General features: G+C 47.3%; 9 protein-coding genes. 6 read left to right on the top strand and 3 right to left on the bottom strand.

What is annotated here, in order from left to right:
* The first annotated feature begins 10 nt into the window (after nucleotides 1-10).
* The 6 genes from DF182_RS10775 to DF182_RS10750 all read left to right on the top strand — a co-directional run bounded on the left by DF182_RS10775 (nucleotide 11) and on the right by DF182_RS10750 (nucleotide 6,217).
* The gene (locus DF182_RS10775; protein WP_113615626.1) at nucleotides 11-811 is read left to right on the top strand and encodes a hypothetical protein; all 801 of its coding nucleotides are present in this window, start codon (nucleotides 11-13) and stop codon (nucleotides 809-811) included.
* Nucleotides 812-917: 106 nt separating this feature from the next.
* Complete coding sequence (locus DF182_RS10770; protein WP_113615625.1) at nucleotides 918-1,661, top strand: porin family protein; 744 nt, start codon at nucleotides 918-920, stop codon at nucleotides 1,659-1,661.
* Nucleotides 1,662-1,688: 27 nt separating this feature from the next.
* Nucleotides 1,689-2,861, top strand: coding sequence for a S41 family peptidase (locus DF182_RS10765; protein ID WP_113615624.1), 1,173 nt, complete (start codon nucleotides 1,689-1,691; stop codon nucleotides 2,859-2,861).
* Between the two features lie 44 nt (nucleotides 2,862-2,905).
* Nucleotides 2,906-3,682 (top strand): enoyl-CoA hydratase/isomerase family protein, encoded by a 777-nt coding sequence (locus DF182_RS10760; protein ID WP_113615623.1) that lies wholly within the window; start codon nucleotides 2,906-2,908, stop codon nucleotides 3,680-3,682.
* A 54-nt stretch (nucleotides 3,683-3,736) separates the two neighbouring features.
* Entirely contained in the window at nucleotides 3,737-5,137 is a 1,401-nt protein-coding gene (gene fumC, locus DF182_RS10755) for a class II fumarate hydratase (protein ID WP_113615622.1), read from the top strand.
* Nucleotides 5,138-5,227: 90 nt separating this feature from the next.
* On the top strand, nucleotides 5,228-6,217 hold the full coding sequence (locus DF182_RS10750; protein ID WP_113615621.1) for a 2-hydroxyacid dehydrogenase: 990 nt from the start codon (nucleotides 5,228-5,230) through the stop codon (nucleotides 6,215-6,217).
* Nucleotides 6,218-6,286: 69 nt separating this feature from the next.
* Here the strand turns inward: DF182_RS10750 and DF182_RS10745 are convergent, their stop codons facing one another.
* The 3 genes from DF182_RS10745 to DF182_RS10735 form a co-directional block, all read right to left on the bottom strand.
* On the bottom strand, nucleotides 6,287-9,148 hold the full coding sequence (locus tag DF182_RS10745; protein WP_113615620.1) for a TonB-dependent receptor: 2,862 nt from the start codon (nucleotides 9,146-9,148) through the stop codon (nucleotides 6,287-6,289).
* A gap of 604 nt (nucleotides 9,149-9,752) precedes the next feature.
* On the bottom strand, nucleotides 9,753-10,403 hold the full coding sequence (locus tag DF182_RS10740) for a lipoprotein signal peptidase (protein WP_113615619.1): 651 nt from the start codon (nucleotides 10,401-10,403) through the stop codon (nucleotides 9,753-9,755).
* A 61-nt stretch (nucleotides 10,404-10,464) separates the two neighbouring features.
* Nucleotides 10,465-12,978 carry a bifunctional UDP-N-acetylmuramoyl-tripeptide:D-alanyl-D-alanine ligase/alanine racemase gene (locus tag DF182_RS10735; protein ID WP_113616850.1) on the bottom strand — a complete coding sequence of 838 codons (2,514 nt, stop codon included), beginning with the start codon at nucleotides 12,976-12,978 and terminating at the stop codon, nucleotides 10,465-10,467.
* Between the last annotated feature and the right edge of the window lie 3 nt (nucleotides 12,979-12,981).

Genomic DNA, 12,981 nt, shown 5'->3' with positions numbered 1-12,981 from the left:
CCGCCATTTTATGAGATATAAGTTTTTCCCTGCCCTGCTGTTAGTATTGTTAAGCATAACAAGAACCTTTGCCCAGGAGACAACTGATTCCACTGCTAAAATCGATAGCAAATTCTCGATAAGTTTCGGGAAATACCCAAAAAAACGGGATAAGATATACGTAACCAGCTCTCTGTCGGGAATGTTGTCCTTTGCTGATATGAAACAGGATGGAGAACACCTGCGCAATATTCCACGCTTCAGCTTCATTTTCAATTATTCCACCACTTTTAATAAGGACTTCTCCCAACATTTCGGAGTGTTTACCGGACTGGATATCAAGAACATAGGTCTGATCTCCAAACCTACAGACTCACTCAAACTGAAACAACGTGTATACACACTCGGTATACCGGTAGGCCTTAAAATCGGGGATGTTACCGGCGGCTCTTTCTTTTTCTTTGCCGGCGCCGAAATCGATATGGCCTTCAACTACAAGGAAAAACAGTTTGTGGATGGTAAAAAAGTACACAAATTCAATGAGTGGTTCAGCGACCGTACTCCCCTGCTGATGCCTTCCTTCTTCGCAGGATTCCGTATGCATCCGGGCTTTGCGCTGAAAGTGCAGTATTATCCGCAAAACTTCTTCAACCGCGATTTCAGCTATGGAACTACCGGCAACAAAGTATACCCCTACCGCAACCTGGACGCCAACCTGGTATTTGTTACCTTCGGATATAGCTTCAAAGGGGTGAACTACTTCAAAGTGAAGAAAAAAAGAAACTACATGAGAATGAAAAGTGGTAAGGCTGAAATTGAGGTGAACTATTAATACATAAAAACGTTATTCTTTATAAGTCCCGTAGCAGACATCGTTTGCTACGGGACTTTTTTTTCGCGCTTATCAACCGTTTCAACCCCTATCAACCGTAATCCTTATGCAAAAAAACGTACTTCTTTTTGCCCCCATGCTCTTCTTTTTTCAAAGTGCACTGGCTCAGTTCGAAGTAGGCGTTACCGGTGGTTATGTGAACAATTACCTGCACACCAGTGCTGGTTACCGCGCTTTTACACAATACCATCAGCGCAGTGGTTTTATGGCCGGACTGGTATTGCAATATCATTTTAATAACTGGCTGGCTCTCCAGGCGGAGCCTTCCTACATTCAGAAAAACTATGAACAACGCCGTGATCATTTTTTTGATGGTATCTACCAGATTAACAGCAACGGCTATCTGCAATTACCGCTAATGGCCCACTTCTCCTTTGGTGGAGAAAAACTCAGCGGGTTTGTCAATACCGGTGGGTATGCTGCCCGGTGGATGACCGCCCGCGTTAAAGGCGTTATGGCCAATGTTTTTGATAATGCACCCGACCTACCGCCTAACCAGCAGGCATCGGGCTCTTTTCAGTACAACCTGCTCTATCAATACGATCAGAAATATGCCTTCGATAGCCGCCGCGATCGTCGTATGGAATTTGGTCTGGTGGCGGGTGGTGGCGTGGAGTATCTGCTGCAGGAATGTTTACGGCTGTTTGTGGAAGCGCGCTACTATTACGGTTTAAGTGACCAGCAAAAAAATTATATGATCGACCAGGTGCCCCGATACAATGATACCTACGTGATACAGGCCGGATGCCTGTTGAATCTTGGCTGCCTTTTCGGAGGATATGCTGAATAACCTGTTTTTACCTTTCATATCAGCAAGATGAAATCGCTCATACATTTTATCATACCCCTGGCTATACTGGCCACCATGGCTTCCTGCCGGAAGGAGCTGCCCCAGCTTAACGATCCGCAGAATTATGTTAGCGCCAATTTCAATGAAGTGTTTGATGCTTTCTGGACGGGCATGAATAATAACTATGTTTTCTGGGATATCGATACCGTCAACTGGGACGGGGTATACGGAACTTACAAGCCCTTGTTTGCACAGCTGAATGTCAACGATTCCAATGATGTACGTAAAGCCTATACGTACTTTAAGCAGATGACCGCCGGATTGGTAGACTCACACTATACCCTGACTTTTGCAGATACCTGGCTGGCCGATTCCGCCGCCGTGAACCCGGCTTTCCTCCGGAAACGCGGTAGTCCCGGCTTTCATGCCCCTATCGACATACGGTATTTTTATTATACCCTTCCTGCCAATTACCTGAATGCCGGCCAGCGGGGATTCACCAATACCGCTGATGGCAAGCAGTACGTGGCCGTTTCCGGGACTATCAACCAGAACATACTGTACTTTTTCTTCAGTGATTTTCAGCTGAAAACCTTGTTCAACACAGATACTGCCAATGGCTTCAAAACGGTGGAACAGTATTTCTTCAAGAACCTGGCCTCCCGTACGGATTTGAAGGGAATTATCATTGATGTGAGAGGAAACAAAGGTGGGGAACTGGAAGACCTGGATTTTTTGCTGGGGAAGATGATCACCCGGCCACTGTTTTTTGGATACACCCGTTCAAAAATGGGCAACGGCCGGCTGGACTATTCGCCCTGGGCGCCGGCCTATGTAAAACCACAGACGGATAGTAAAGCCATCACGATCCCTATCGTGGTACTGGCAGATGCATGGTCGGTGAGTATGGCGGAAATAACCACTATGGCAGTGAAAGCCTTGCCCAACGGGCATTTTGTAGGGGAACGCACCTGGGGGGCCAATGGTCCGCTGACCGGCAATGTTTTTTTTAATGGCGGACAGTTTACTACCGGCTGGCTTACACAGGTGTATACTTCTTCCCTGATGTTTAAATATAAAGACGGTAATATCTACGAGGGTAAAGGATTTCCGCCAGACCTGACCGTACCTTACGATTCAACCAGTCTGAATGCCGGCCGTGATCCGCAACTCGAGGCTGCTGTAAGCCTGATTCATTAGTTTTCAGATATTGCTTAATATTGATAAAACAAAAAAGAAGGCCCATGTATCAGACATTAAGCACACAATTAGAGAAAAATATCCAGATCATCACGATCAACCGCCCGGAAAAGATGAACGCTCTCAATCAGCTGATGATGGGAGAACTGGGTCTTGCCATTGACGAGGTTTACCGTAATAAAGACATAAAAGGTGCGATCATTACTGGTGCAGGAGAAAAGGCTTTTGTGGCCGGCGCCGATATCAGCGAGTTTCTGACCCTTAGCCCCAAGCAGGGCGAAGAGCTGGCAAAAAGCGGGCATGTGGTATTTCAGCGGATTGAATATTCTCCCAAACCTATCATCGCTGCAGTAAATGGTTTTGCACTGGGTGGCGGTTGTGAGCTGGCGATGGCTTGTCATTTCCGTATCGCCAGTGAAAACGCCAGGTTCGGCCAGCCGGAAGTGAATCTGGGGCTTATCCCCGGATATGGCGGTACCCAGCGGCTTACCCAGCTGATCGGTAAAGGAAAAGCTACCGAACTGATGATGACCGGTGACATGATCACTGCTGATGAAGCGCTGGCCTGGGGACTGGTCAACCATGTGGTGAAACTGGAAGAACTGATGCCCAAGGCTATTTCCATCCTCGAAAAAATCCAGACAAAAGCTCCACTGGCCGTTGCCCGCGTGGTAAAATGCGTGAACGCCGCTATAGACAAAGAACTCGACGGCTGGGAAACAGAAATCAAAGAATTTGCTGCCTGCTTTGCCACCGCTGACTTACAGGAAGGTGCAGAAGCTTTTATCCAGAAAAGAAAGGCGAATTTTAAAGGAGAATAACGCAAAGGCGTGAGAATCCTTACTTTTGTCTCCTAATTCATAAAAGCTTAAGCCATGGAATTTAGAATAGAGAAAGACACGATGGGTGAAGTACAGGTACCTGTAAATGCCTATTATGGTGCTCAAACACAGCGCTCCATTGAAAATTTCAAGATCGCCCAGGACATCAACAAAATGCCGAAAGAAATCATCAAGGCATTTGCTTACCTGAAGAAAGCGGCGGCCCTGACCAACCTGGAAGCCGGCGTGCTCCCGAAAGAAAAATGTGATCTCATCGCACAGGTATGTGATGAAATACTGGAAGGTAAACTGGATAACGAGTTTCCGCTGGTAGTATGGCAAACAGGCTCCGGTACTCAGTCCAACATGAACGTGAATGAAGTTGTCGCCTACCGCGCCCACGTTATTCACGGTGGCAAGCTCACCGATAAAGACAAGTTCGTTCACCCGAACGACGACGTAAATAAATCTCAGTCTTCCAACGACACCTTCCCTACTGCCATGCACATCGCGGCGTATAAAATGCTGGTGGAAACAACTATCCCCGGTGTTAAAAAACTCCGTGATACCCTGGCTAAAAAAGCGGAAGCCTTCAAACACGTGGTGAAAATCGGCCGTACCCACTTCATGGACGCCACACCACTCACCCTCGGACAAGAAATCAGCGGCTACGTAGCCCAGCTGGACCACGGTCTGAGAGCTATCAACAACTCCCTCGCCCACCTGAGCGAACTGGCTCTGGGCGGTACTGCTGTTGGTACCGGTATTAACACACCAAAAGGTTACTCCGAAAGTGTGGCTGGTAACATCGCCAAACTGACCGGACTGCCTTTTATCACCGCTCCCAACAAGTTCGAAGCACTGGCTGCCCACGATGCTATCGTAGAAGCTCACGGCGCCCTGAAAACAGTAGCTGTTAGCCTGATGAAAATCGCTAACGACGTACGTATGCTCAGCTCCGGCCCTCGCGCTGGTATCGGTGAAATCCATATCCCGGATAACGAGCCAGGTTCTTCTATCATGCCAGGTAAAGTAAACCCCACCCAGTGTGAGGCCCTGACCATGATCGCTGCACAGGTAATGGGTAACGATGTAGCTATCTCCATAGGCGGATCCAACGGCCACTTTGAGCTCAACGTATTCAAACCGGTGATGATCTACAACTTCCTGCACTCTGCACGCCTGATCGGTGAAGGTTGTGTTAGCTTCAACGATAAATGTGCTGAAGGTATCGAACCTATTGAAGCTAATATCCGCAAACACGTGGAAAACTCCCTGATGCTGGTGACTGCACTCAATACCAAAATTGGTTATTACAAAGCCGCAGAAATCGCACAGAAAGCACACAAGGAAGGTACCACACTGAAAGAAATGGCCGTGAAACTGGGTTACGTAACACCAGAACAATTTGACGAATGGGTAGTGCCCGGCAACATGGTAGGCGAGATTAAATAAAGCATACCGATTTTATTATATTACGGATTTGTGTGGTGTCAAAAGCCCGCAAATCCGTATTTTTTTTAACCCAACTCCTAACTAACGCTGATGGATATACTTTTTTTTAGTGCGCAGCCATACGATATCACCTATTTTAACCAGGCTAATCAACAGAATACGCATCGTTTCCGGTTTCTGGAATATCCCCTGAATGAAGATAATACTGCCCTCATCAAGGATGAAAAGGCCGTATGTGTTTTTGTAAATGATAAAGTAGATGCTGCTGTTGTACACAAGTTGAAGGAAAAGGGAATAACGCTGATTGCCCTGCGTTGTGCAGGCTTTAATAACGTAGACCTGAAAGCGGCTGCTGAAGCAGGTATCAGCGTGGTGCGCGTGCCGGCATATTCTCCTCATGCGGTGGCAGAACATGCGGTCACTCTCCTGCTGGCACTCAACAGAAAAATATATAAATCGTATAACCGTGTACGTGATAACAACTTTACACTCGCCGGACTGGAAGGATTTGATGTATATGGAAAAACAGTCGGTGTAATTGGTACCGGCAATATCGGAGCAGTATTTTGTCGTATCATGCTGGGCTTTGGCTGTAAAGTGCTGGCCCACGACGTTGTAGAGGATGCATCGTTGGTGCAGGCTGGTGTTACCTATGTTTCCCAGGAGAGTGTCCTGACAGAATCAGATATCATCTCCCTGCATTGTCCGCTTACACCTGATACCAAACATCTGATCAACGGGCATAGTATCAACAGTATGAAACGAGGTGTAACGCTCATCAATACCAGCCGTGGTGGCCTGGTTGATACCAAGGCAGTAGTGGAAGCCCTGAAGAATGGCCATATCGGCGCTTTGGGGATAGATGTTTATGAGCAGGAAGAACAACTGTTCTTTCAGAATTTATCCGGCATTATCATCCAGGATGATGTATTGTCCAGGCTTACGACTTTCCCTAACGTGCTGGTAACAGCTCATCAGGGATTTTTTACCAGAGAAGCATTAACACAGATTGCTGAAACAACCCTGGCCAATATTTCGAGCTTCGAAAAAAATGAACCACTGAAAAATGCACTTAAGTAATAACCTTCTTCATAAAGGAGGGCTGACCAGAACAAACTGGTCAGCCCTCTTTTGTTTTATGGCAGATGATTATTTTCTAAACACATTGTCGTAGGTGATGGCGAAGTAGTACAACCCACGGATGGTAGGGCCGCCCACATACTGGAAATAAGGAGTATTCAGCAGATTGGAAGCACCCAGTTTAAAGGATGTTTTGATTTTGGGAACACGGTAGGTCACCTGTGCATCAACAGTGCTATAGGCCGGCACGTCTGCATTGCCGAAGAGGTTCTGCCAGTAGAAAGTATCCTGCCAGTGCCATACAACGTTGAAGCCTATATTTTTATACAGGTTACGGTTACCGATGCTGATGTTGGTAAACCATTCCGGTGTGTTGAAACCCGGTACCAGTGCGTCGTCTTTGGTCTTATCCTGTGCCAGCTTGTTGAAGTTGGCATTGCCGCTCACTGTATAGTTTTTGTAGATATCATAAGTAACTGCCAGTGCAAATCCGTAGTTGTTAACAGTGGATTTACTGTTGGTCCATACACGGTATCTGTTTTGCAGATTTTTATCCAGCATTTGTTTTAAAACAGCAGCATCCGGACTATTCACGTTGCCGGTTTGTGGTACTACTGCTTCAATCTGCCCGATAAAATGTTTATACGAGCTGTAGTAGCCATCCACATCAACGAACAGTTTGTTGTCAAGTAATACTGCTTTGTAACCTGCTTCAAAAGAAGTGATCTGCTCCGGTACGATTGGGTCCAGGTTGGCTACTTTCAGGATGCCCGCATTTTTAGCAGCGGCCACATCTTTGGTAACATGGTCGGCGTTTACGGTTTTGTTTACTGCTACGTTGAAGGCATCAACGGAGCTGGTAAGGAAAGAGTTTTTAAAATAACCCAGTCCATCTTCAATGAAAGCAAGGCCGCCCACGCGCCGTACCTGTCCGTTGTTCACAAAGGAGTAAGCTTCAAACAGAGAAGGGAAGCGGAATCCATTCTGCCAGGAAATACGGAAGTTGTGTTTATCTTTTATCGTATATACGGCAGCGATACGGGGATTGACTTTACCAGCAAACTCCTGGTTTTTATCATAACGTAGGGAGCCGGTCAGTTTTAAGGCGTCGTTGAAGAACGATTTACTGATCTGGGCGAAGCCTCCTATTTTACCATACCAGATATGTTTGCCGCCCTCCTGGTTACGTTTGTCCAGTGGCCGGGTGAAGTCTACGAAGTTGTTGCCATCCGGTATGATTTCGTAGGTACGGTAGTCAGCACCTACCAGTACATCGGCAAACTTGACATATTTACGCAGGTTCCAGGTACCTTCTGTATGATAAAAACGGCTCTTTTGCAGCAAAGCAGCACCACCGGTAGTGTTGGCGGGGTTCCTGGAGGTAGGGTAAATATCCCAGTCGTTGATGGTTTTGATTTTATCGCGCTGGGCTTCAAATTCGGGCGTTCCCGGAACAAAGCGGCCGGCGTCAGCAAAGGCGCGGGCAGCCTGATGTGCAGCCACGAGGTCTTTTCCTTCGGTGAGAGCTTTGTTGAGGCCGGTGGTATAATCTGTCCCCCAGGCTTTATCTGTTTTGAAAGATTTTTCCAGATTGTCGGCCAGCGGGTTCATGTTGTAGGAATTGCCGGTGTTTTCTATGGAGATATAAGATCTTACAGTAAAGTCGGGGTGTACCAGTTCCAGCTTGTGGTTGCTGACGGTTACCCCTTTAAGGCCGATACGGTTGCCGCGTTGGAAGAAGCCGTCCATTTGTCCCCAGCGGGAAGACCAGGATATTTCCATTTTGTGTGGCAGCCGGAAGTTGAGTGATCCATCTATTTTAGTATTGCGTACGGTATAGTCTCCTACGAGGTCTTTCTCCCAGTAGCCGGTGCGGTGTACGGTGTAGGCGCGGCCGTCTTTGTCGGTGATGGGAATATTGCCCTGATCGGCATATTTGTTCCAGTTGTCAGCAGCGATATTGTTTGGGCCGCTCAGCTGGGGAAAGTCAGGATTGATCTTGCTTTGCGGGGTGAAGTCATCATGACTGTCTGCATACCAATCGGTACCCTGCATGTAGCTGGCATTGATTTTCCAGGCAAACCATTTGGTATAGGCCTGCGCATAGCGTACAGCCGTTTCAGTGAGTGGCTTGGGACTGCTGCCGCTGCCGTCAAAGTGATTGAACGCGATTTTCTGATAAACGCTGACACCCTGGTAGTCGAAAGGGTTTTTGGTGACCAGGTTAGACATACCATTGATGGCATTCATGCCATATAAGGCAGAAGACGCGCCTGGCGTTACTTCCACGCTCTGGATGTCCAGCTCCGTAGGTCCGATGGCGTTACCCAGCGGAACGCCGAGGGTGGCGGCCTGGTTGTCTACCCCATCTACCAGCTGCATAAAGCGGAAGTTGTTGGGGACGTTAAATCCGCGGGTATTAAATACTTTGAAGGTGAGGCCGGCAGTGGTCATCTGTACGCCTTTCAAGTTACCAAGTGCATCATAAAAGGTGGGTGATGGTGTTTCCTTTAGGGCCCGTATGTCCAGCTTTTCGATGGCTACGGGAGAGCGCAGCATTTTCTCCTGCTGACGCGAAGCGGATACCACTACCTCGTTTACCAGTAACGACTGGGTATATAGCTGTATGGCTACTTTACTGTTGCTGTTTTTTACTTCAAATTCCTGTGGCTGGTAACCGATCAGGCGAATGACCAGTTTGAGCGGAAACCGGGTATTGGTTGTTAGCTGAAAACGGCCGGAAGTGTCTGTGGTGGTGCCAAAAGAGGTGCCTTTTATCTGGACAGATGCGCCGGGCAAGCCACTGCTATGGTCGTCAGTGATTTTGCCCTCAATAACGTAGGAGCCGTTCAGCTGTGCATAGGTTAGGGCCGGGCTGAATACCAGCAATAAAAGCAGGTATTTTGCCAGTATAGGTAAGAACTTTTGCATGATGTGGTAGATATTATATCATTATAGATTCTGGAATTGGTGATACTGTAATAGGGGCTGAATGCCGGTGCTGAGCCTCAACATCGGTGTAAGAACATGCTATGTGTGAATCGAAAAGCCATATAGTCTATAGAATTGGTAGACAAATATAGGCCGGGTATTTCTGATTTCAAAATGCTGCAGTGAAAATAAATTGTAAGTGGTTGAGAATGAAACGTAAAAAAATCCGGAAAGTAGTGATGAAGTATGATGATCTTACGGAACAGGTTATACTCCGGAGGTTTCAGGATAAGCTAGTCATAAGAGACAGTGGATAATACACTCGCAAGGGTTCTCAAATGATTGCTAATACTATGGCCGAAGAGATGACATGCTAAAAACCAGACACCAACAGTGGGTAATATAATGGGTATAATATAGCCGTGAAAAATGATGAAGACCGGAAAATGTGGCGGCGTATATGGTTGGATGGCCTGGCCGGAAATGCCGTGTCCAGGCAGTAATCGAAAGCGGCCTGGGTACTTCATCCAATAAAAAAGGTTGCCTTTTAAAAGGCAACCTCATTAATATGTTTATCATCTGCCGAAGGCAGTATCGTTTAAAATCAGGCAGTCTGATCAGCCTTGATCGTGCTTCCCTGTTGCGGGGCCATATGTTTGCCAATGAAACGTTTCTGGAACAGCAGGATCGTGATCACGCCAATGGAGATGGCTGCATCGGCGACATTGAACACCGGCCGGAAGAATACGAAGTAGTCACCTCCTTTAAAAGGTATCCAGCTGGGCAGATAACCTTCATAGATGGGGAAATAGAGCATATCTACCACACGGCCGTGGAGAAAGCTGCCATAACCGCCACCGGGAGGCATGAACTTAGCCACTTCATAACCGATGCTATCGTTGAAAATAAGGCCGTAGAACATACTGTCTATCAGGTTGCCTGCAGCACCGGCAAGTATCAGGGAAACGCAGACCAGCAGACCGGTACTGTATTTTTCGCGGATAAGCTTTTTTATGTATACGAAACCGGCTACCACTGCTACCAGACGGAACGTGGTAAGCAGGATCTTACCGAAGTCGCCACCGAACTTGAGTCCATACGCCATCCCTTCATTTTCAATGAAATGGATGCGGAACCAGTTGGGGAAAATGATGAACTCCTGCTGCATAAACATGTGCGTCTTGATCCAGAACTTCAGGGTCTGATCAACAATCAGGATAAGGATAACGATAAGTACTACGTGACGATATTTCAACTGATATTAAAATTTTGTCAAAAATAACAGATTATTTCAAAGTCCGAAGCCTGCAATATCATTATTCCTGGAAATATACCCTTTTCACCCGCTGTGAAATTCCTGTTAATATTTCATAGGCAATGGTGTCAGCCCAGTCTGCTAATTGCTGTACAGACAGATCTTCGCCGAATACAATCACTTCATCGCCCTCCATAATATCAGGAATATGGGTTACATCTAGCATGAGCATGTCCATGGCTACTACGCCTATAACCGGTGCAAATTTGCCGCGGATGAGCATCTTACCTACCCCATTGCCCAGCCGGCGTGGGTAACCGTCAGCATATCCGATACGGACAGTGGCGGTAACAGCCGGGGCCTCAGCAGTCCATTTAGCGCCATAACCTACGGTTTCACCCGGATCCAGGTTTTTAAGCTGTGCCACAGTTGTTTTCAGCGTGCTGACACTACGCAGCTGGTCCTGCATACCATTGCCGGAATCAAAGCCATACATACCAATACCCAGCCGCACCATATCCAGCTGTAGGTCCGGATGACGGGTGATACCCGCACTGTTCGAAATATGGCGGATTACTGTATAACCCAGCGCTTTCTGCAGTTCATGGCTCATTTCGTAGAACAGGCGTCCCTGCTGCTGTGTGAGTGCATCTTTCTCAGGGTCTTCGCTGGCTGCCAGATGGCTGAAAATAGACTGTACCTTCAGCAGGTGGCTGGCGGTGAGGGCCTGAGACAGTTCCGGAATATCTTTTTTCACAAAACCAAGACGGTGCATACCGGTGTCCAGCTTGATATGTATCGGAAACTCCGTTTTACCGGCTGTGTTTACTTCTTCCATAAACTGCAGCAGGATGTGCATGGAATAAATTTCCGGTTCCAGGTTCCAGTGCAGGATAGCATCAAAGCTGGCGGGTTCGGGGTTCATCACCATAATAGGCATGGTAATGCCGGCTCTGCGCAGCTCCACGCCTTCATCGGCATAGGCTACCGCCAGATAATCCACTCCATGGAATTGCAGCAGATTGGCAATTTCGAAACTGCCGCTGCCATAGGAGAAGGCTTTCACCATAGCCATCAGCTTGGTGTCCGGCTTCAGCATAGACTGATACAATTTCACATTGTGTGCAATCGCTGAAAGATTGATCTCCAGGATGGTCTGATGGGCTTTCTGCTCCAGCACCTTACCAATACGTTCAAACTGAAAAATGCGGGAACCTTTTACCAGAATGGTTTCGTTCTCGAAATCGTCTGAGTTGAACTGCTGGATATATTCATCGGTGGTATTAAAGAACTGTGTTTTTAATCCTTCTACCTGCTGAAAGCTTTTTTTCTCCCTGCCGATGTTTTTACCGATGGCGATCAGTTTGTTGATGTTCTTTTTGTGCAACAGGTCTGCTACTTCTTCATACAGGGAGGCATCGCTTTTCCCGCTTTGCAGGATATCGCTGAGTATCACGGTACGGGTAGCATGCTGTTGTTGTTGCTGCAGGAAGTCGAGTGCAATGGTCAGTGAACCCAGGTCGAGGTTGTAGCTGTCATTGATCACAGAGCTGTTGTTGATACCCTGTTTCAGCTCCAGGCGCATGGCGATGTTGCTGAGCAGGTCCATACGTTGCTGGATCACTTCCTGTTCTTTGCCCAGATACAGCATAAGGGCCCAGCAATGGATCGCATTTTCGATAGATCCTTCATCCACAAAAGGGATGGAGATATGTAGCGTTTCCTGTTTGTACAGGGCTTCGATGCGGGTATGATTATCGTTTTTGTCAACGCTCACGATACGGAGGTCGGCATCTGTTTTTCTGGACCAGGAGAATAGTTCCGGACCACCGCCGCCGCCTTCCTGTGTTTCCTTTTTGCCTACCTGGCTGTGGAAGGACAGTACACACTCATTGAGAGCGAGATAGTCCTTGCTATAGATCAGGATGTCGCTTTTCGCGAAAAGGACCAGTTTTTCGTTGATCTTTTGCCGGATGTTGAGGAAGCCTTCACTATGTGCTTCGCCTATATTGGTGAAGATACCGATGGTAGGGCGGATAATCTTCTCCAGGTTAACCATTTCTCCGGGCTGGGAAATCCCTGCTTCAAAAATGGCCAGCTGGTGTTCGGGTTTCATCTGCCATACAGAGAGCGGCACACCAATCTGTGAGTTATAGCTTTTCGGGCTGCGGACAATGTTGTAGTCCTTTTCCAGCAACTGGTACAACCATTCTTTGACGATGGTTTTTCCGTTGCTGCCGGTAATACCGATAACAGGAACATGAAACTGATGGCGATGAAATGCGACCAGTGTATGTAATGCCTGTAAGGTATCTTTTACCAGGATAAAGTTGGCTTTAGGATATTTTTCCAATGGCACGGGCTCACTCACAATAAAGTTGCTTACCCCTTTGCGGTACAGCTCTTCAATGTACTGATGAGCATTCCGCCTGGGGCTTACCAATGGTATGAACAGCGATGTTTCGGGGAAGCTCAGCTTCCGGCTGTCCAATAAGAGATGTTCAATTTCAGAAAATCCGGTCTCCTGCAACAATTCTCCTTTGAGCGTTTTGTTGATGCTTGCTGCGTTATACACTTT

The organism is Chitinophaga flava (assembly GCF_003308995.1).
Lineage (GTDB): Bacteria > Bacteroidota > Bacteroidia > Chitinophagales > Chitinophagaceae > Chitinophaga > Chitinophaga flava.
The sequence above is the reverse complement of the archived record's forward strand: the minus strand, read 5'-3'. Positions and strand labels throughout refer to the sequence as shown.

Bases quoted from the DNA above. Each gene is read 5' to 3' on its own strand.
- DF182_RS10775 (WP_113615626.1), top strand. From the start codon at position 11: ATGAGATATAAGTTTTTCCCTGCCCTGCTGTTAGTATTGTTAAGCATA.
- DF182_RS10770 (WP_113615625.1), top strand. From the start codon at position 918: ATGCAAAAAAACGTACTTCTTTTTGCCCCCATGCTCTTCTTTTTTCAA.
- DF182_RS10765 (WP_113615624.1), top strand. From the start codon at position 1,689: ATGAAATCGCTCATACATTTTATCATACCCCTGGCTATACTGGCCACC.
- DF182_RS10760 (WP_113615623.1), top strand. From the start codon at position 2,906: ATGTATCAGACATTAAGCACACAATTAGAGAAAAATATCCAGATCATC.
- fumC (WP_113615622.1), top strand. From the start codon at position 3,737: ATGGAATTTAGAATAGAGAAAGACACGATGGGTGAAGTACAGGTACCT.
- DF182_RS10750 (WP_113615621.1), top strand. From the start codon at position 5,228: ATGGATATACTTTTTTTTAGTGCGCAGCCATACGATATCACCTATTTT.
- DF182_RS10745 (WP_113615620.1), bottom strand. From the start codon at position 9,148: ATGCAAAAGTTCTTACCTATACTGGCAAAATACCTGCTTTTATTGCTG.